Genomic DNA, 19,687 nt, shown 5'->3' with positions numbered 1-19,687 from the left:
GCAACCTTTTGCCAATAGGGCAAGTATACGTAAGCTTTGCTGTCCACTTGGTTAAGCTGAGAATTATTATACAGAAAGAGAGCCGTTGTAAAATGTGACTGATCACTTTCATGGGCGACAAGGCCAATACAAGCAGCGCATGGCATATTCCCACTCTTTAGCGATAGCTAGATAGGTACATTCATATCGAGTGATGACTTACTTTTGCGCACATAAAAAAGGCGAGTCATTTGACTCGCCTTTTTAGTTTTAGCGGCATCACATTAAGCGGGCGGATGATGCTCAATCCAATGATTAGCGATATCACACCGGCGCGTGATCCACACATCGTCATGGGACTGCACGTAATCAAGGAATTTCTTCAGTGCCATAAAGCGCGCTGGTTTACCCAGGGTGCGACAGTGCATACCAATCGACATCATCTTCGGTGCAGTTTCACCCTCGGCGTAGAGGCAATCGAAGTTGTCTTTTAAGTACTGGAAGAATTCATCACCATGGCTAAATCCATAGGGTGAGGCGAAGCGCATATCGTTACAGTCCAGCGTGTAAGGGATGATCAGATGCGGTTTGGTTTTGCTCTCATCATCGTGGTGCGGCACTTCTACCCAATAAGGAAGATCATCACCATAGTTATCTGAATCGTATTTCAGCTGCGGTTGCTCTGCGACCAGTTTACGCGTGTTGGGGGAATCACGGCCCGTGTACCAACCCATTGGCATCACACCGGTCTCATCTTGGATGATCTGTAGCGCTTGTTGCATGTGTTTGCGCTCTTCTTCAATCGGCATGTCTTGATAGTGAATCCATTTTAAACCATGGCACACCAACTCATGACCGCCATCGACAAAGGCTTTTGCTACGTCAGGGTTACGCTGTAACGCCGTCGCCACTGCGAAAATCGACAATGGTAAACCGCGTTTTTCAAATTCGTTCAAGATGCGCCAGACACCGTTACGCGAGCCATATTCGTATAACGACTCCATGCTCATATGGCGGTCTTTGAACGGCTGCGCACCAAAGATTTCAGATAAAAAGGTTTCGGCGTGCTCATCGCCGTGTAACACACAGTTCTCGCCGCCTTCTTCGAAGTTCAGTACAAATTGCAGCGCGATGCGGGCTTTATTAGGCCATTCTACTTTTGGCAAGTTGTCGCGCCCGTAGCCAGCGTAATCTCGTTCTAAATAATGTTTCATACTCTACTACCTTGTTTAGCGATTCCAATGCTCGTAACGGCCGATAAAGGGTTTATTAACTGGCGCACCGTATTGACCAGTTTTCGCGGTCTTAAGCCCTAACTGGTACAAACTTTCGGCCAGTTTCACCGCCGCCGCCACACCATCGATGACCGGGACCGGAAGCTCTGCCTGCAAACGTTCAACCAGCGCCGACATGCCCGCACAACCTAATACAATGGCTTCAGCACCATCTTGCTCGATCGCCGCTAGACATTCGTCACGTAGCTGGTTGTAGGCGCTCGGCTCAATATGCTCTAACGCCAGCACCGGAATATCGGTAGCGCGCACGCCGCTACACAGATGTTTGTATCCATATTTATGCAATAGGTGCTCACTCGCAGGTACAGTTCGTGACAACGTCGTCACCACACCAAACTTATGGCCGACCATGCTGGCTAATTTAAATGCCGCCTCAGCAATACCAATCACAGGCGCATCCGCCAGCTCACGAGCGGCATCCAATGCTGGGTCACCAAAACAGGCCACAATATGCGCATCCACATTCATTCCCTTGCCTTGTTGGACCTGATCCAACATGGCCGCACCCGCGATCGTTTCATCAAACGCGCACTCAATGCTTTTGGGACCGTGCTCTGGGGTACTAGCGATGATTTCGGTATCCGACAAAGCAATAAGGCGCGCACTGGCGGCCATGGCTTCGGTCATACCGGCACTGGTGTTGGGGTTAATAATTTGGATTCGCATGAAGGTTTCCTATGAAAATAAGCGCTGGAAGTCGATGTGCTGTTCTTCTTGGCTGGTGAGAACTAATGAGGCCTTGATCTCTTGTAAATGATGCTTCATCCAAGCTTGAGCTTGTTGCGGCTGCTGTTTATCAAGCAGATCTAAAAGCTGACTGTGATCACCACAATCACAGCTCACGCTACTGCGCGTGCCGTAGGCAGCAATGACGAGTGAAGAGCGATAACATAGCTGCTCTACAAACGCGGCTAGTACACTGTTACCCGCCAATTGCGCGAGTTCGTAATGAAAACGCGCAGTCGCTTGAATCGAAGCGGCCATATCACCCGCTTGCTCTGCGTCACGCTCTTCTTCTACCAGATCTTTAAAGCGTTCGGACTGCTCGCTGCTCCAGTTGGCTTGTACGCCAGCAATCAACAATGGCTCGATCAATATTCGGCTGTCTAGCACTTCTAAGGCTTCTTCCTCACTAGGATGATTAACCTGTGCGCCCTTGTTGCGCGCAATCACGACAAAATGCTCCAGCGCTAAGCGCTGTAACACTTTACGAATCCCAGTGCGGCTGACGCCAAAAGCCTCAGACAAACGGTCCTCTGGCAGGCGCGCCCCAGGTGGTAGCTGATGCTCAACAATCGCTTTCAAAATCTTCTGGTAAATTTTCTCGTCATTTGCCATGAGTGTAATCACTTATATTGTATACAATTATTTGTGTGGATGTGTACACCAATTCTTCACTATACCATGCTCGATCACGGGAAACACGTGGCAAACAATCTGGAAGAAAAATGCACAAAAGTAGAACATAAACGAAAATGCTCGCAACATTTGGGTGCAGCACCCAATAAAGAAACTTTAATTTCATTTAAAAAACACAAAGAAACCAATGTTTCAGAGTTTGGCACGGTAATTGTATTGATAGATTGTATACAATCAAAACAGGGAGCCATCCATCATGAAACACGATTTACCTGTGAGTCCTCGACTCAGTAATGCCGACCTCAAGCCAGACACCGAACAAAAGTGGGGCTGGTACTCCATTTTTGCCTTCTGGATGTCTGATGTACACAGCGTCGGTGGCTATGTTTTCGCTGCCAGCTTATTTGCCTTGGGCTTAAATGGTATTCAAGTGTTTATCAGCCTGCTCGTGGGTATTTCCATCGTATTGCTGTTTGCTAACTTGATGGGCAAACCTGGACAAAAAGCTGGCGCCCCTTCCCCGTCATCGCACGTATGTCATTTGGTGTGTTTGGTGCCAATATCCCTGCGGTGATCCGTGGCTTGATCGCCGTAGTGTGGTACGGCATTCAAACCTTCCTCGCCTCAAGCTCCTTTATTATCCTGTTGCTGTATTTCTTCCCTGGTATGGCAACACTCGCCGATGAGAGCTTTTTAGGCTTATCCTACCTTGGCTGGATTGGCTTCACCGCGATGTGGATCTTGCAAGGCATTGTGTTTATGTTTGGCATGGACATGATTCGTAAAGTCATCGATTGGTCCGGCCCTGCCATCTATGTCGCCATGTTTGCGTTGTGTATCTATATGGTCAATCTAGCAGGTTGGGACAACATTAGTTTCACACTGGGCGACGCTAGCCTATCGGGTATGGACGCTATTATGCAGATGATCATTGCGATCGCTTTGGTAGCGGGCTACTTCGCTGGTCCGACACTTAACTTCAGTGACTTCTCGCGCTACTGTGGCAGCTATGAAAAGCTCAAACTTGGCAACCTACTAGGCCTACCGTTTAACTTCATCTTGTTCTCGGTGTTCAGCGTGGTGATTGTGTCAGCGTCGATCCCTGTTTTTGGCACCATGATCACCGATCCAGTCGAAACCGTACGTCGTTTGGACTCAGGTCTGATCACTGTCTTGGGCGCTATGACTTTTATCTTCGCTACTGTGGGCATCAACATCGTTGCCAACTTCGTCGCGCCCGCTTTTGATTTCTCCAACGTATCGCCACAAAAGATCAGCTTTAAAGCCGGCGGCTTTATCGCAGCGTTTGGCTCAGTATTGCTAATGCCTTGGAACCTATTTAACAACCCTGAAGTGATTCACTACACAGTGGATGTACTAGCGGCGATGATCGGACCTCTATACGGCATCATCATTGTGGATTACTTCTTTATAAAGAAAGGCAAGATCGACATCCCATCGCTGTACACGGAGTCTGAAAAAGGCTTGTACTGGTACGACAAAGGGGTCAATAAAAAGAGTGTCTATGCGTTGGTCATCGCGGGTATCGTCGCCATCTTCTGTAGCTTCGTATTCACCGCTCTTGCTAACTATGCGTTATTCATTGGCGGCTTTACTGCGGCAATTCTATATCGCTACATGATGGAACCAGAACGTCTAGCGTTGCACAGTTTGGATCTTGCTAAACAAAACTAATGATTGTTCCTAGCGGGCTTCCCTAGTGCCCGCTCCTTTTTATTGCCCGCCATGATGCTCTTTGCCATGGCGGGCTTTTTTATGCCTAGCTATGGTTTAGACACTTTGGGCTCAGGTAACACAGGCGCCGTACTGTCCATGTAAGTCAAAAAGTTTGACCACAGAGCATGCGTACGCTGCTCTGTGAGCTCGGTTTTACAGCTTAGTGTCATCACGCCGCGAATCGTGCCCTCACGCCACTGAGTGTACACTGCATCACAGTGCGCACTACGATATTGCTGCCAACGTTGTTGAGCTAGCTCGATCGCTTGAACCAGCTCTGGATCTTGCTGATGTCGCTCCAAACTGGCATCAAGGTAACGCTGCATCACTTGTTCAGACTCAGCTAACGTTTGCGCCGCACACTGATTCATATCCCGCGTCGTGTAAGCCGTCTCGCAATCAATCGTCACCTCAGTATCGCTACTGTTTGCAGCACAAGAGACCGATAACAAACCAGCCAATAAATAGAGCCCATGACGTGTGCGTAACGTGTGGATCATCCTGTCACTCCCTGCATTCAATTAACATGAGTCATCACTGTAGCAAAAAAAACGCCCCGCAGGTTTCCCTGCGGGGCGTTTTCGATTTGGCTGACGAATAGGACTTAGTGTGACAGCATGACTAGGTAGTCAGGGGCTACCGCACGAAAGTCCAACGACATAGTAATACTCAGCGCCGTGACGGTGATGATGGAGAAGAAGAACACTTGGCGTGCCCAACGATTCACATCAATGTCGGCACGGTAGCCTTTAATCGCCATACCTAACCACCAAAGGCTGGTGCAGGCAGCAACGGCCATAAAGCCGACGCCCACATAGCCTGTTAATGGCAGCATCGCGCTGGCGATGGCAAACACAGCAATCCACAACACAATGTGGTGTTTTGCTTTTTGAATGCCTTCGGCCACTGGCAACACCGGAATACCTGCCGCGGCGTAGTCTTTGTAGCGGAAGATGGCAATGGCATAAGAATGTGGCATCTGCCAAATACTAAACATTACCAACAGGATCGCCGCACCTGCGTCGAACTGCCCCGTCACCGCACAGTAACCCACCACTGGTGGCACTGCGCCCGACAGACTACCAATCAACGTGCCGTAAACCGAATGGCGCTTAAAGTACAGGCTGTACAGACCCACGTACACGAAGTAGCCAAACGCTGCGAAAAACACAGCGACTTCATTCGTAAAGTACGCAAGTAAACCAAACCCGACCACGCCAAGTACCAGTCCGTGTGCTAGTGCCGCTTTGAGCGACATTTCACCGGTAACTGTTACGCGGTTGCGAGTACGTTGCATCTTGGCGTCAATATCGCGGTCGATGCAGTTATTGATCGCACAACCAGAAGCCACTACCAGTGACAATCCAATGATTGTCACTAGCATGAGTAGCCAATCGATGTCACCGCGAGCGGCGAGGAAATACCCCCCCGCCACGGAGATCAAATTGCCCATAATGATGCCCGGCTTAGTTACCTTAAGGTAACGGTCGAACACACTATGTTGCTCTGGTTTTGGCGACGATGAGATCCGCTTAAACATACGCTGCTTCGCCTAGTACATCATCATCAGAACAGATTCGTAGATAATCCATACAGATAGTGCTACGACCATTACGATAACGATGGCTGTAAAGATGAACGACAAAGTATCGATCTTGCCTTCTTTAGTGAAGTTTAGGTGCAAGAAGTACTTCAAGTGTACAAAGATCTGTACCACAGCTGTTACGACGATTACCGCGAACAACGTAGCACGATCAAATGCACTGGTCATCACTGCCCAGAATGGGATCACTGTCAAGATTACCGATAGAACGAAACCAATGACGTATGAACCTACGCTACCGTGAGAATGTGCGTCGTGATCATGTTGACTCATTTACATAGCTCCCATTAGGTAGACGAAAGAGAATACACAGATCCAGATCACGTCCAAGAAGTGCCAGAACAAGCTTAGGCAACCTAAGCGAGTTACTGTGCGGTCTTGTAGACCACGCTTAGCAACATCAATAAACAGAACTGTAATCCAGATTAGACCTGCTGTTACGTGCAAGCCGTGCAAACCTACTAGCGAGAAGAACGCTGTTAGGAAGGCACTAGAGCTTGGTCCGTGACCGGCATGGATCAAGTGATTGAACTCATAAAGCTCGATGCCGATGAAGGCCGCACCAAACAAGAACGTCACGAACAACCATAATAGGGTGCCGCCTTTGCTCTTCTTGTACGCACTGATCATTGCGAAGCCGAACGTAATCGAGCTTAGCAATAGGGCAGCAGTACCGCCCGCAATTAGGTTCAGATCAAAAATATCTTTACCAGATACACCGCCCGCAGTGTTCATAAACAACACTGCGTACGTTGCAAAGAAGGACGCAAACAAGATGCAGTCCGTCATCAAGTAAATCCAGAAACCTAACGTAGTATTACGTCCGGTATCGTGGTGTTCATCATGGTGCGCATCGTGATGCGCAGTTGCAGAAGTACTCATGATTACCCCTTAGCCACGTTATCTAGGTGTTCATTCTCGATACGTGCCACTTCATCAGGCTGTACGTAGTAATCAGTGTTACTTGCGTACGCACGACAAATGAAGGCAACGATCAAACCGATGAAGCTTGCACCTGCCAACCACCAAATGTGCCACACTAGAGCAAAACCTAGCGCTGTAGACAATAGACCCATGATTGGACCTGCATTAGTGTTGCTTGGCATGTGGATAGGCTCATAGCTTTCATGACGCTGGTACGCAGTACCTTTCTCTTTCATGTCAGTGAACGCATCCAAGTCTTCAACTTTCGGCAATTTAGCGAAGTTGTAGAACTGTGGTGGAGACGCTAGAGACCATTCTAGAGTGTGGCCGTTCCATGGATCGCCAGTCTTGTCCAAGTTTTTGTCTTTGTTTTTGAAGCCAACAAACAATTGGATAAGCTGAGAAGCGATACCGATCGCGATCACAAAGGCACCTACTGCAGCGATGTATAGCCAAATGTTCCAGTCTGGGTTGTCCGTGCTGTTTAGGCGACGAGTCATACCTAGGAAACCTAGAACGTAAAGTGGCATGAACGCTAGCAAGAAGCCGATAGACCAACACCAGAAAGAGATCTTTCCGTATTTTGGATCTAGGTGGAAGCCCATTGCTTTCGGGAACCAGAAGGTGAAACCAGCTAGGTAACCGAATACTGCACCTGCAATGATCGTGTTGTGGAAGTGGGCGATCAAGAACAAGCTGTTGTGAAGCACGTAGTCCGCGCCTGGTACAGCTAGTAGAACACCGGTCATACCACCGATCGAGAACAGAACCATGAAACCAAGAGTCCAAAGCATTGGCACTTCTAGGCGAACACGGCCTTTGTACATTGTGAACAACCAGTTGAACAGCTTCACACCTGTCGGGATCGCGATGATCATCGTCATGATACCGAAGAAGGCGTTAACGTTCGCGCTTGAACCCATCGTAAAGAAGTGGTGCAACCATACGATGAAGCCAAGGATGGAAATCGCACCAGATGCGTAAACCATCGATTTGTAACCAAATAGGCGCTTACCTGTGAACGTCGAAACGATCTCAGAGAAGATACCAAATGCTGGCAGTACTAGGATGTATACTTCAGGGTGACCCCATGCCCAGAACAAGTTGATGTACATCATCGAGTTCCCGCCAAGGTCGTTAGTGAAGAAGTGGAAATCCAAGTAACGGTCAAGCGTTAGCATTGCTAGCGCAGCAGTCAGAATTGGGAAAGATGCTACGATCAATACGTTGGCCCAAGTACAGGTCCAAGTGAAGATCGGCATATCCATCAACTTCATGCCAGGTGCACGCATCTTAAGTACAGTTACCAAGAAGTTCACACCAGTAAGCGTCGTACCGATACCGGAAATCTGCAGTGCCCATATGTAGTAGTCGACACCCACCCCTGGACTGAATTCAAGTCCCGACAATGGCGGATAAGCTACCCAACCAGTCATCGCGAATTCACCAAGACCTAGAGAGATGTTTACTAGCAACGCACCCGCAACCGCCAACCAGAAAGACAGGTTGTTCAGGAACGGGAAGGCAACGTCGCGCGCACCAATCTGCAATGGCAGGATGATGTTCATCAGACCGATCATAAATGGCATCGCCATAAAGATGATCATGATGACACCGTGTGCCGTAAAGATTTGGTCGTAGTGGTGCGGCGGCAAGTAACCTTCCCCACCATTAGTCGACAGCGCGAGCTGCGTACGCATCATAATGGCGTCCGCGAAACCACGGATCAGCATTACGAATGCTAGGATGATGTACATGATACCCAAGCGTTTGTGGTCAACAGACGTCAACCACTCGCGCCATAACCAGCCCCATTTTTTCGCAAGCGTCATGAACACGAACAATGCCGCGCCGCCGACTGCTACGAATGCTAGGGTAGTCAGGACAATAGGGTCATGTGGGATAGAATCCCAAGACAATTTACCTAGAAGATTCATTAGTGAGATGCCTCCTCAGCTTCATGGGTAGTGCTCGCTGGCTCACGCTGAGGCAGAGTTACACCCTCAGGAAGCTGTGCACCGTATTCAGGCTTACCGTAGAAGTCGATACGACCCATGTCGCCCATGTATTCCCAGATGATGTCGAAGTACAAACCATCTTTCACAGTAGCGAAGTACTCTACTGGATGTGATTTAGTTGGGTTATCAAGCTGGTACTGGCTTGGTGGAGCAAGCTCTTCATAGCGCTCTGTTGTCAGTGCTTCGCCAGATGCTTTAACGCCTTCAACCCACTCTTGGAAGTCTTCACGAGTTGGTGTAGCAATTGCTTCGAATTGCATACCAGTGAAGCCATGACCTGAGTAGTTTGCAGACAAGCCTCTGAACGAGCCTGGCTCATCAGCGATCAAGTGCAGCTTAGTTTCCATGCCAGCCATTGAGTAAATCATAGAACCCAACTGTGGAATGAAGAATGAGTTCATTGTACCCGCAGAGGTGATCTTGAAGTTCACAGGAACGTTCGCTGGGAACGCTAACTCGTTCACCGTTGCGATACCAAGATCTGGGTAAATAAACAACCACTTCCAGTTCAGAGACACTACTTCAACAGTAACTGGCTCTTCTTCAGATTCAATTGGCTTGTATGGGTTCAACGCATGCGTTGATTTGTAGGTAATGACACCAAGAATCGCAATGATGATAATTGGAATCACCCATACCACGGTTTCAATTTTAGTGGAGTGTGACCATTTTGGTTCGTAGGCTTCGCCACGACCTTCGCGATATTTCCATGCGAAGTAAAGTGTCATGAAGATAACCGGAATCACGACAAGCAGCATCAGGATAGTCGCTGTAATAATCAGCTCCTTCTCCATCACACCGATTTGTCCTTTCGGGTCAAGCACACCACCCTGACAACCAGCTAGTAGAGCTACTAGTGCTGCCAAAGCGACTTTACTTAAGTTACGAGTTAACAAGAGATTCATCCTCTAACCCTAGATTGACGTAGGCTGACATCGAAATGATGACAGGATTTCAGACCGGCTCAGGCCGGTAACTTTCCCGCGGAGGAGTTTTGTGCGTGCCCAAGAGCACGTGGTATTTACCATCATTCAAATAGAACGATCGAAAATGCCGCCAAAACTCTTTAAGCAGAAACTGGGGGTGCGCGACAAGCTGATACAGAGTTGTAAAAAGCTTGACGAAGAACCACCTGACGCGGTGGTCTTATGTTGCGTGAGCGCTTTTCAGGCCACGCAAATTGCCCACTAGGCATAAAAAATAGCCAGTAGACAAACACAAAGAGGCTGATGATGCCGAAGAAGGCATACAGGGAGATAAGCGGGAGGTCTTTAAAAACCGTGTGGAAAAAGTCACTAGGATCGTAGGCGCCGCCGAGTGGGAAGATGATCAGGTTCACTGCCACCACAGCCAAAACAAACGCATTCAGACGAGCCGCCCACTTCATAGACTGAAGAGGCTGGCTTAGTGCGCCACCGCTGCTCATCATGTTTTTGTTCGTTTGTTTCATATCCACAATCGGACACCTATGCCTGTTTTTGACTCAGAGCAGAATGGATTTGCTCAATAATTAGTCAATTTTGATATAAATCAGAATTTCGACCGAAAATTGTACACATTAGTTCCGCATCTCTCCACTAAAAAATTAGCTCAATTGCGACAACCTGTTGCCCATTCATAAATAACCCTAATTTATACGGGGATTAGCCCCATCAGGATCAAATAACTTGAAAATCTTTCACTTAGAAAGTATCTAAAAATAATTCTCAAAAATTACGTTATATCATAACATTTGCGCAGTTTTTATTGATCTCACTAAAGGATTCGCTGTCACATGCGCTTTTTCACTTCTTCGTTAGCCGGAGCGATTTCGGCCCTTGCTCTTGCCACTACCCCCGTTAACGCCGAACCAACAGACCAAAACACGGTTAAAATTAACGCCGCGTTTGAATTTTCAAGCATTGATCCATCGCGCAGTGGTTATGTGTTCACGCGCATGCAAATCTTTGAAACCCTGCTCAATGTGGACAATCAAGGCAACCTAACACCAGGACTGGCCAGCGCTTGGGATATCTTAGAAGGTGGCCATAAATGGCGGTTGTCACTGCGCGACGATGTTGTTTATCACAACGACACACCTATGACTGCAGACTCAGTGGTAAAAGCCTTACGCATCGCGACTGAAAAACCCGGCGCTTGGCAGGGCGTGCCTGTGACCAGTATCGAGGTCGTCGATGCGCAGCATATCGACATCAACCTGTCGCAACCGTTTCAGCCATTGGGCGCGATCTTAGCCAACTACGCCAGTGCCATTTTAGCGCCACAAGCCTACGGCGAAGATAACCTTGCTCGCGAAGCCATTGGTACAGGGCCATTCTCGGTTTACCAAATTGCCGTACCGCACCGTTTGGTGGTCGAGAAATTTGACGATTACTGGGGCAAAGTGGCCGAGATCGAATACGCCCGCTACTTGACCGGTCATCGTGCTGAAGCGCGCGTACTGCAAGCTCGAAGCGGCCAAGGGGACATTGTTTTTGGTCTGGATCCAGCGGCAGTGCCGACCCTCAAACGCTTACCAAACCTTGAAATTATCCGCTCTGACTTGCCTCGCACCTTGGTGGTAAAAGTCAATGCGAGCCACCCTAGCATGGATACCGTAGAAGCCCGTCAAGCGCTTAGCCTAGCACTCAACCGTCGCGGCATTGCTGCGGCAGTACTGCGCGCACCAGAGGCTGCAACCGCGCAAATCCTACCGGCCTACATGGCGGATTGGCATGTAGCCGATACTTCAGTCGAGCAAGATTTAGAACAAGCCAAAGCCCTACTGCAGGCGCAAGGTTGGCAAACCAACAGCGATGGCTGGCTGGAAAAAGACGGGCAACGCTTTGAGATCGATATGATCACCTACGCAGACCGCCCAGAGCTCACAACCGTGGCAACAGCGATTCAAGATCAATGGCGCCAACTGGGTGTGAAGCTTAATGTCAGCATTACTAACTCCAGCGCCATCCCAGCCGGCCACGCGGATGATTCCTTGGACACGGCACTGATGGCGCGTAACTACGGTGTCATCGCCGATCCATTAGGTTCTCTTCTAAAAGACTTAGGCGGCGCAAAAGGCGGCGACTGGGGCACGCTTAATTGGGACAATCAGGGCATCAAGACCACTCTAAACGAATTGCTGTCTGAGTCTGACCCAAGTGTCTACCGTCAAAAAGCACAAACCGTGGCACAGGCGCTATACGATGAAAAACCGCTTATCCCGGTGGCATCTTATGTCCAGCAAACCGCGGTCAATAAGCGCCTAGAAGGTTTCCGTTTTGACCCATACGAGCGCAGCTACTTCCTCAACGAACTATCGTGGGTGAAGTAATTCCATGCGCGCTTTACTTCTCAAACGTTTATTACAGTTGGTTGCCGTCTCCTGGGGCGTCGGCACCCTCACCTTCTTTTTGATGCGTGCGCTGCCTGGTGACATGGCCTACCGTATCGCTGCCAGCCGCTATGGCATGGACGCGGTGGATAATCGTGCCGCTGACATGGTGCGCGCCGAGCTGGGCTTAGACCAAAGCGCCTGGAGCGCTTATTGGCAGTGGTTCACCGATTTACTCAGCTGGAATCTTGGCAATTCTCTGGTCAGTGGCGCGCCCGTGACCGAGCAGATTTGGCACATGCTGGGGCACTCGGTACTACTGGCATTGGCAGGCATCCTTCTATCCATTTTGATCGCCGTACCACTCGGCCTTGCCAGTGCCTTCAAAGGCGGCTGGCTAGACCGTGTCTTGCTGACCATTTCAACGGCCTTACGCGCAGTACCGGTATTTGTTATCGGCTTATTGGCCGTGATTATGTTTGCATTGGAGTGGAATCTACTGCCCGTGGCGGGCTTTGGTACTCCGGCGCATTTGGTGCTACCGGCTTTGACACTGGCGTTAAGCTTAGCGGCGATTTCCAATCGCGTGGTACATACGGAAGCACGCCGCGTATTTGGTAGCTCATTTTTTGAATTCGCCCGTATGAAAGGTTTAAGCCCAAGCCAAGCCTTTATGCGTCATGGTGCGCGCAACATCGCAGTCCCTGTGGTGGCGTTCTTGGGCATTCAATTAATCACCGTGGTTGAAGGGGTGGTGATGATCGAATCATTATTTTCTTGGCCTGGTATCGGACATGGCTTAGCCCATGCCATTTTTGCCCGTGATATTCCCTTAATCCAAGGTGCTGCCTTGATGATGGGCGTGCTGTTTGTAGTCATGAACACCTTAGTCGACATTGCTTGTCACTACCTTGACCCACGTGGAGGCCAGTTGTCATGAGCATTTCTTTGACCACCACACAAAAATCCGGAGCGGCGCTATTGCTGCTCTTAATCGTTTACGCTGTGTTTGGCCCTATGTTGCAAGAAGGCGATGCCGCGACGCAAAACCTTAGCCATATCATGACCGCGCCAAACAGCGAGTTTTGGCTCGGCACCGACCACTTTGGTCGCAATATGTGGATCCGCTTGGCAGACGCGCTGCAGTTATCGCTTATGATGGCGGGCTTGTGCGTCCTAACTTCGGCCATCATTGGTGTCAGCGCAGGCGTGCTTGCTGCGACTCGTGGCCGTTGGCTAGATCGTGGCTTAGATGCCATCGTCACCATGATTTTGGCGTTACCGGGCTTGGTCTTGGTGCTGATCTTTGCCGCCATCGTGCCAGGCTCTTTTTGGATGCTGTACGTAGCGATTTCTTTGATTCAATGGATCGAATACTTTCGCGTCAGCCGCGCCATCACGCAACGCTTAACGCACTCACCTGAAGTGCAATCATCAAAATTGATGGGCTTTGGCCAGTGGTATATTTTCCGTCGTCATTACTGGCCAGCGATCGCGCCACAGCTATTTACCATCGCTGCGTTTGGCGCGGCTAATGCAATCTTGATGATGGCCTCATTAGGCTTTGTCTATGTCGGTATTCAGCCGCCTTTAGCTGAGCTTGGCTTAATGATTGTCGAGCATTTCCCCTACTACAGTGATGCGCCTTGGCTGCTGGCTCAGCCGCTTATTTTGCTGGCGTTAGTGGTTCTAGCATGTCAATTAATGGGCCGAGGTCGCACACAATGAGTTTGATTCATATTGAAAACTTAACCGTCTGGGCCGGGCAGACCGAATTGCTGGCACCGATGAGCTTAACCCTTGAAAAAGGCCAACGTTTGACCATTTTAGGCCAAACAGGCTCAGGTAAAAGTCTGCTGGCACAAGCCATTATGGGCAATTTACCAAGCAGTTTACGCACCGAAGGCAAGGTGACCTTGTTTGGCGATGAAGTTAATGCCAAGCAGCGCCAACGCTTTTGGGGACATCGCATCAGTATGCTGCCACAAGAGCCTTGGAACTCACTGGACCCACTAATGGGCGCACAGCCACAGCTACAAGAAACCTACCAACTGGTGGCGGGGCAAAGTGCGGGGGAGGCTCGTCAGAGCGCCGATTATACGCTGGCCCTGCAAGGCCTCTCGGACAGTGGTCATAAACGTGTCGATCAGCTCTCTGGCGGCATGGCACAGCGCGTCGCCATCGCCTGTGCTATGGCGGGCGGCGCCTCGGTCTTATTGGCCGATGAGCCAACCAAAGGTTTGGATGTGTCACGCCGCGATCAAGTAGTCGAGCAATTGCTCACCCAGTCTGAACAAGGCACGCTAATCACCATCACCCACGATGTGGCAGTGGCGCGCAAAATCGGCGGCCACATGATGGTCATCAAAGCTGGCGAATTGGTCGAAGAAGGCGATGCCGAGCAAATCCTAAAGGCGCCGCAGCATGCCTTTACCCAAGCCTTGATCGAAGCCGATCCCGTCAACTGGCCTGCTCCCGAGCCTAGCACCCAAACCGACAAACGCTTGCTCGATGTGGAAGATTTGACCATCGGCTATGGCACTAGCGCCTTGACCAAGCACCTCAGCTTCACGCTTGATGAAGGTGAAGTTGTTGGGGTTGTCGGCGACAGTGGCTGTGGTAAAAGCACCTTGGGCGACACGCTGCTAGGCGTACAACAGCCCCTTGGCGGCCGCATCAAGCGTCAGCGTCAAGCTGCAGTTCAGCAATGGCAGAAGCTCTACCAAGACCCTACCGCAGCGGTGAGCCGTGCTGTGTCGCTGCGCACGCTGCTTGAGGATACCATCAAACTGCACAACATTGACCGAGCGCGTATTGCGCCTTTGATGCAGCAATTGGGCTTAACGGATGCGCTACTCAATCGTAATTCAGAAGGGGTCTCGGGAGGCGAGCTACAGCGCTTTTGCATGTTGCGTGTGCTCTTGCTAGATCCGGTATTTTTGTTTGCCGACGAACCGACCTCACGTTTAGACCCAGTGACTCAACGGGACGTTAGCAAGCTATTAGTGGATGTGGCGAAACAAAACGGCTGCGCGGTGATGTTGGTGAGCCATGATCCAGACCTGATCGCCAAACGCTGCGATCGAGTGATTAACCTCAATCACTAAACGGCTCACAAATCAGTGCATTACTCCCCTAACCCTCAGCCTAAAAACTGGGGGTTATTTTTTGTACATAAGGGGTTGCATCCACAAACAAATGTTATATTATAACATTATTGATTGGTTAGCTGATTAATCACTCAATACTGATTGTTAACATGTGACGCGCATTACAGTGAAACATGCACTCGTTGTAACGCCACACAGGGTTGATTCAGTTTTTTAGTACTCCCAGTGTTTACTGGGCAGGTGATCACGTTAGCGTCCAACGCCGACATTTAAGTGTAAGGTTACCTTATCAATTGCACACTTAAAGATTCCTGTAAGGTAAACGCTTTTCGCCAAGGGGCATCCACTGTGTCCCTTGGCGCCCTTTTTTAAGCCAGCTCTGGCGCGTCAAAATCCTCAGGCTCATCGCTGTAAATACAGACATTCCAGTCCGCCGCTAAGCCATCTTCTGCTTGGCAGTAGCGCTCAAAAAATGCCGCAATCTCTTGACGCTGACAATGCGCTTCAAACGCCGCCATATTGGCCCATTGCTCATGAAATGCAATCGGGAAACTCTTGCCATCGGCAAATGGGCTCATCACTTGGCGCGTCACTCGATATTGCAAACAACCGTCCTCGCGCAGCGTGTTTGGCTCTAAACTCTGCAAGACCTCAAACAGTGCCTTTTCTTGACCTTCTTTAGGCAAAAACTGCGCCACACAATACACTTTACTAGACATGTAAAATCCTTATAAAACAATTCGTTAATTATAGTGACGACCAGTCACTGAGCTGTAACTTGCGGCGTCTGATGGCATAAAACGTCGCCATCCCAACACCATAGATAATGCCCCACAAAGCCGCCTTATCTAAGGCAGATCGCAAGCTATCGTTGCTACCAAGCAGTCCAAAGTACATCACTAAAAAGATGATGATGGCGAAATACCAAAAGGCAATGACCGCATTGAGGTGAAAGCCCAAGTAGTACGGCGGTGGCACCTTGATGCCAAGCATACGCAATAAACTAAACATGGGCGGTTTATAGTTGGACAACCAAACACCCTGCGCCTGTAGTTCGGCATGGGCATTGGCTAGACGTGTTTCAAATGACACAAGCGCCTCTCGTTAATCAGATCGATGAGAAAATGAAAGAACACTAATGTGCTATAAGTGATCCGGTAGGACAACCCTAATCGTTGGGTTGTCCAGATTCCGGCAGGAAGGCAATTTGGCGGAAAAACGTGGCGGTAACCGCCAGAAAAGCGTGAACGCGGCGCGAATTACTTGTTGCGACGCTTCGAAATTTGGTCAGTGATCACCCAAACAGCCACCATCAAAGGCGCCACAAGAATAAGTGGGAAACTTGGGTAATCAGCGAAGCACGATAGGAAGCCGTAGGTAAAGGTCAGCAAACCGACCACAACGAAGCTCGTAGCAAAGTTCACCAACTGCTGAACTTGTTGCTGAGTTTCCATCAAGGTCACTAGACGGATCGTGGTACGCACGGCCCAGATCGCAGGCACAAGTGGCAAAATGGCAAAGAAAGTAGACCAGCCACTTTCTGGGCAAAAATAAGTGAAAATTGCGCTAAACAGCAGTAACGCAACGAATGCAGCAATCGGAAGACCTAGGTCTTTTGCGCATTGATATTTGCTTAATAGACGAAACATAAAAACCCTCTAATATGCCAAATTGACTTAGCGCAAAGTACGCCTAGGGCGGTTTGCGCACTATCCTAATTGCGACGAATTAATGCCCACTTGCGTTGGAAAACAAATTAATCACAATTACTCCCAAAAGTATTAGCCCCATCCCCAAAAGCGCCGCCACATCAAGTTTCTGCCCAAACAGAAACCAGCCAATGATAGCTGTCAGCACAATGCCAAGCCCCGCCCAAATGGCGTAAGCAACGCCTACAGACATTACCTTTAGAGTCAATGATAAGAAGTAAAACGCTAAGGCGTAACCTACCACGACCAAGATACTAGGGCCGAGCTTTGAGAAGCCATCACTGGCCTTGAGCGCCGAAGTAGCGATTACTTCCGAGACGATAGCAACAAACAAAATAATCCAGGTTTTCATAGGACCGACTCTTTATGACTACTGTTATTTAATTTTTGAATAGCTGTTATTTAAAAATATCAATTTATGAATAACCAAGAATCCCTATTATAGCACTCACACTTTCGCTGACCCGATCAAAACAAGACGTCAGCCTCGCAAATTTTGACAAGGAGAAATCCATGGCTGAGCTATTTACGCCATTTACGCTAAAAAGCATAACCCTAAAGAACCGCATCGGAATTCCACCCATGTGCCAATACAGCGCTGGCGAAGATGGCGTGGTCAACAATTGGCATAAGCAGCATTACGCAGAGTTGGCTCGTGGCGGCGCGGGCCTAGTGGTGGTGGAAGCAACCGCTGTATCACCCGAAGGCCGTATCTCGCCAAACGACGTAGGCATTTGGAACGATCAACAGGCCGATGAGTTGGCTAAAATTGCGACGTCTATCAAGGAAAATGGCAGTGTACCAGGCATCCAAATCGCTCATGCCGGTCGTAAAGCCAGCGCCAACCGCCCTTGGGATGGCGACGATCACCTAGCAGAAGACGACCCACGCGGTTGGGACACCATCGCCCCGTCTGCGGTCGCTTTCGGCGCCAACCTGCCGAAGACACCGAAAGAGATGTCCCATGCCGATATTGAGCGCGTGCAGCAAAACTTCGTCGATGCGGCAAAACGCGCTTTAGACGCAGGCTTTGAATGGCTGGAACTGCATTTTGCTCACGGCTACCTAGCGCAATCGTTCTTTAACCGTGATGCCAACCAGCGCACAGATGAATACGGCGGCGATAAAGAAGGTCGCGGTAAATTTCTCATCGACACCTTAAAAGCCGTTCGCGCTGTATGGCCACAAGAGCTACCGCTGACCGCACGCTTTGGCGTAATCGAGTACGATGGTCGTGATGAAGAAACGCTGGAAGAATCGATCTGGTTGATCAAAGAGTTTAAAGACCATGGCTTGGATTTCTTAAGCGTCAGCTTTGGCTTCTCCACACCCGATGTAAACATTCCTTGGGGCCCATCAATGCTAGCGCAAACCGCCGAGCGCGTACGTCGTGAAACAGGCTTACCGGTTGCTTCTGCTTGGGGCTTCGATAAACCTCAGGATGCCGAACGCGCAATCGCAGAGCAGCAACTGGATCAAGTACTGATTGGGCGTGCTTACCTAGCGAACCCACGCTATACCTACCAGCTGGCCAAAGCACTCGAGGTTGAAAATCCCTCTTGGGTGTTGCCTGCGCCTTACGCCCATTGGGCGGGTCGTTATTAAGCTCTAAGCAAACTACACTTACTCTACTCTCTTCCCGAGAACATAGAGACACAACACGGGCGCTGCCCGTGTTGTTCGTTTAAAAGGCTCTTTTATGAATATTTTTCGCCGAGATTTAAATCTATTACTGCTGTTTCATGTGCTTTATCAGGAGCGCAATGCTTCTCGCGCGGCTAAGCTGTTATCCATCAGCCAACCAGCACTGAGCCACAAACTGAATAAGTTGCGCGATGAATGGCACGACCCGCTCTTCATTAAAGCACCGAGAGGCTTAACACCAACGCCAAAAGCCCACGAACTGGCGCAACAAATTCGTGACATCATGCCTAACTTAGAAGCGTTTTACGCGACGCAAGTCGAGCCTGACTTTCGCAAGCGCGACGATAAAATCGTGATTTATACCCATGATTACTTCGAAATGTGCTCGCTGTCGCATCTTTTAAAAATCATGCGTGAGCAAGCCCCCAACGTCCGCTTTGTGATTCGCAATACCCGCGGCGAGCTGCCAAGGGCGGAGCTAGAAAACGGCCAATGTGATTTAGCCATCGCCGGTTTTTACAAAGACCTACCCGACACCATGCGCCAACAATTTGTCGGCGAGCGCAGTTATTGTGTGCTGGCATCAGAAGACAATCCTCATATCCGAGGTGAAGTGCTGGATTTGGACGCCTATCTTCAGTGCGAACACTTGGTCGTATCGGTCTCTGGCGATTTGATCGGTGAAGTGGATTTAGAACTAGAACGCTTAGGGCATAAGCGTAAAGTAGTGGCCGGAGTCTCAAGCCATTTGGCTCCGATTCATATCGTCCAAGAAAACCCAGAAATCATCACCACCTGCTTTGAAAGCGTGGCGCAGAGCGCTCTGCGTAACAACCCTAAACTGCGCGTTTACCCTGTGCCACTCGACATTGCCAGCGTACGCTTAAACCAAGTGTGGCATGAACGCACGCACGCTGATCCACTGCGTCGCTGGGTACGTGAGTTGATCTATGACTTCACCATCAACTACCAAGCCAGCTGTACGCCAAACTAGCC

Annotated in this window: 20 protein-coding genes and 1 pseudogene; 7 read left to right on the top strand and 14 right to left on the bottom strand. The window is 49.6% G+C overall.

What is annotated here, in order from left to right; all coding sequences use genetic code 11:
* Positions 1 to 263: 263 nt before the first annotated feature.
* The 3 genes from puuE to JQX58_RS07340 are packed head-to-tail and all read right to left on the bottom strand — an operon-like array spanning position 264 to position 2,612.
* Positions 264 to 1,193: an allantoinase PuuE gene (gene puuE / locus JQX58_RS07350; protein WP_204146187.1), complete on the bottom strand. Its 930-nt coding sequence runs from the start codon at positions 1,191 to 1,193 to the stop codon at positions 264 to 266.
* Between the two features lie 15 nt (positions 1,194 to 1,208).
* Positions 1,209 to 1,940, bottom strand: coding sequence for an aspartate/glutamate racemase family protein (locus JQX58_RS07345; protein ID WP_204146186.1), 732 nt, complete (start codon positions 1,938 to 1,940; stop codon positions 1,209 to 1,211).
* A 9-nt stretch (positions 1,941 to 1,949) separates the two neighbouring features.
* Positions 1,950 to 2,612 (bottom strand): GntR family transcriptional regulator, encoded by a 663-nt coding sequence (locus JQX58_RS07340; protein ID WP_204146185.1) that lies wholly within the window; start codon positions 2,610 to 2,612, stop codon positions 1,950 to 1,952.
* Between the two features lie 277 nt (positions 2,613 to 2,889).
* Between JQX58_RS07340 and JQX58_RS07330 the strand changes: the two are divergent.
* Positions 2,890 to 4,328, top strand: a pseudogene (locus tag JQX58_RS07330) (NCS1 family nucleobase:cation symporter-1).
* An 89-nt stretch (positions 4,329 to 4,417) separates the two neighbouring features.
* Here the strand turns inward: JQX58_RS07330 and JQX58_RS07325 are convergent.
* The 7 genes from JQX58_RS07325 to JQX58_RS07295 form a co-directional block, all read right to left on the bottom strand.
* Entirely contained in the window at positions 4,418 to 4,870 is a 453-nt protein-coding gene (locus tag JQX58_RS07325) for a lysozyme inhibitor LprI family protein (RefSeq protein WP_204146182.1), read from the bottom strand.
* Positions 4,871 to 4,974: 104 nt separating this feature from the next.
* Complete coding sequence (gene cyoE / locus JQX58_RS07320) at positions 4,975 to 5,910, bottom strand: heme o synthase (protein WP_204146181.1); 936 nt, start codon at positions 5,908 to 5,910, stop codon at positions 4,975 to 4,977.
* 12 nt (positions 5,911 to 5,922) lie between these two features.
* The gene (cyoD, locus tag JQX58_RS07315) at positions 5,923 to 6,246 is read right to left on the bottom strand and encodes a cytochrome o ubiquinol oxidase subunit IV (RefSeq protein WP_204146180.1); all 324 of its coding nucleotides are present in this window, start codon (positions 6,244 to 6,246) and stop codon (positions 5,923 to 5,925) included.
* Positions 6,247 to 6,855, bottom strand: coding sequence for a cytochrome o ubiquinol oxidase subunit III (cyoC, locus tag JQX58_RS07310; protein WP_204146179.1), 609 nt, complete (start codon positions 6,853 to 6,855; stop codon positions 6,247 to 6,249).
* 2 nt (positions 6,856 to 6,857) lie between these two features.
* Positions 6,858 to 8,834, bottom strand: coding sequence for a cytochrome o ubiquinol oxidase subunit I (cyoB, locus tag JQX58_RS07305; RefSeq protein ID WP_204146178.1), 1,977 nt, complete (start codon positions 8,832 to 8,834; stop codon positions 6,858 to 6,860).
* Positions 8,834 to 9,820, bottom strand: coding sequence for a ubiquinol oxidase subunit II (gene cyoA / locus JQX58_RS07300; RefSeq protein ID WP_204146177.1), 987 nt, complete (start codon positions 9,818 to 9,820; stop codon positions 8,834 to 8,836). Before cyoA ends, cyoB begins: the two co-directional genes overlap by 1 nt.
* A 161-nt stretch (positions 9,821 to 9,981) precedes the next feature.
* Entirely contained in the window at positions 9,982 to 10,371 is a 390-nt protein-coding gene (locus tag JQX58_RS07295) for a hypothetical protein (RefSeq protein WP_204146176.1), read from the bottom strand.
* A 318-nt stretch (positions 10,372 to 10,689) separates the two neighbouring features.
* On the opposite strand from JQX58_RS07295, the gene JQX58_RS07290 reads away from it, so the two are divergent.
* Genes JQX58_RS07290 through JQX58_RS07275 form a run of 4 tightly spaced genes read left to right on the top strand, consistent with a single transcriptional unit; the run spans position 10,690 to position 15,335 of the window.
* Complete coding sequence (locus JQX58_RS07290; RefSeq protein WP_204146175.1) at positions 10,690 to 12,228, top strand: ABC transporter substrate-binding protein; 1,539 nt, start codon at positions 10,690 to 10,692, stop codon at positions 12,226 to 12,228.
* Positions 12,229 to 12,232: 4 nt separating this feature from the next.
* Positions 12,233 to 13,168, top strand: coding sequence for an ABC transporter permease (locus tag JQX58_RS07285; RefSeq protein ID WP_204146174.1), 936 nt, complete (start codon positions 12,233 to 12,235; stop codon positions 13,166 to 13,168).
* Positions 13,165 to 13,956, top strand: a complete 792-nt coding sequence (locus JQX58_RS07280; RefSeq protein ID WP_239090212.1) for an ABC transporter permease — start codon at positions 13,165 to 13,167, stop codon at positions 13,954 to 13,956. Before JQX58_RS07285 ends, JQX58_RS07280 begins: the two co-directional genes overlap by 4 nt.
* Positions 13,953 to 15,335, top strand: coding sequence for an ABC transporter ATP-binding protein (locus tag JQX58_RS07275; RefSeq protein WP_204146173.1), 1,383 nt, complete (start codon positions 13,953 to 13,955; stop codon positions 15,333 to 15,335). The genes JQX58_RS07280 and JQX58_RS07275 overlap by 4 nt, the downstream gene beginning before the upstream one ends.
* A 371-nt stretch (positions 15,336 to 15,706) precedes the next feature.
* Here JQX58_RS07275 and JQX58_RS07270 read toward each other — a convergent pair whose 3' ends face one another.
* The 4 genes from JQX58_RS07270 to JQX58_RS07255 form a co-directional block, all read right to left on the bottom strand.
* A complete protein-coding gene (locus JQX58_RS07270; RefSeq protein ID WP_204146172.1) occupies positions 15,707 to 16,057 on the bottom strand; it encodes a putative quinol monooxygenase in 351 nt (116 codons plus the stop codon).
* Between the two features lie 28 nt (positions 16,058 to 16,085).
* A complete protein-coding gene (locus JQX58_RS07265) occupies positions 16,086 to 16,430 on the bottom strand; it encodes a DUF6404 family protein (protein ID WP_204146171.1) in 345 nt (114 codons plus the stop codon).
* Between the two features lie 167 nt (positions 16,431 to 16,597).
* Complete coding sequence (locus JQX58_RS07260) at positions 16,598 to 16,987, bottom strand: hypothetical protein (protein WP_204146170.1); 390 nt, start codon at positions 16,985 to 16,987, stop codon at positions 16,598 to 16,600.
* 79 nt (positions 16,988 to 17,066) lie between these two features.
* Entirely contained in the window at positions 17,067 to 17,399 is a 333-nt protein-coding gene (locus JQX58_RS07255; protein WP_204146169.1) for a DMT family transporter, read from the bottom strand.
* Positions 17,400 to 17,560: 161 nt separating this feature from the next.
* On the opposite strand from JQX58_RS07255, the gene JQX58_RS07250 reads away from it, so the two are divergent.
* Together JQX58_RS07250 and JQX58_RS07245 are read left to right on the top strand one after the other, a co-directional pair.
* Entirely contained in the window at positions 17,561 to 18,652 is a 1,092-nt protein-coding gene (locus tag JQX58_RS07250) for an NADH:flavin oxidoreductase/NADH oxidase (protein ID WP_204146168.1), read from the top strand.
* Positions 18,653 to 18,746: 94 nt separating this feature from the next.
* The gene (locus JQX58_RS07245; protein ID WP_204146167.1) at positions 18,747 to 19,685 is read left to right on the top strand and encodes a LysR family transcriptional regulator; all 939 of its coding nucleotides are present in this window, start codon (positions 18,747 to 18,749) and stop codon (positions 19,683 to 19,685) included.
* Positions 19,686 to 19,687: the final 2 nt, after the last annotated feature.

The sequence above is a fragment of the Marinomonas ostreistagni genome, assembly GCF_016888445.1.
GTDB lineage: Bacteria > Pseudomonadota > Gammaproteobacteria > Pseudomonadales > Marinomonadaceae > Marinomonas > Marinomonas ostreistagni.
This window is presented reverse-complemented; position numbering and strand designations above follow the sequence as displayed.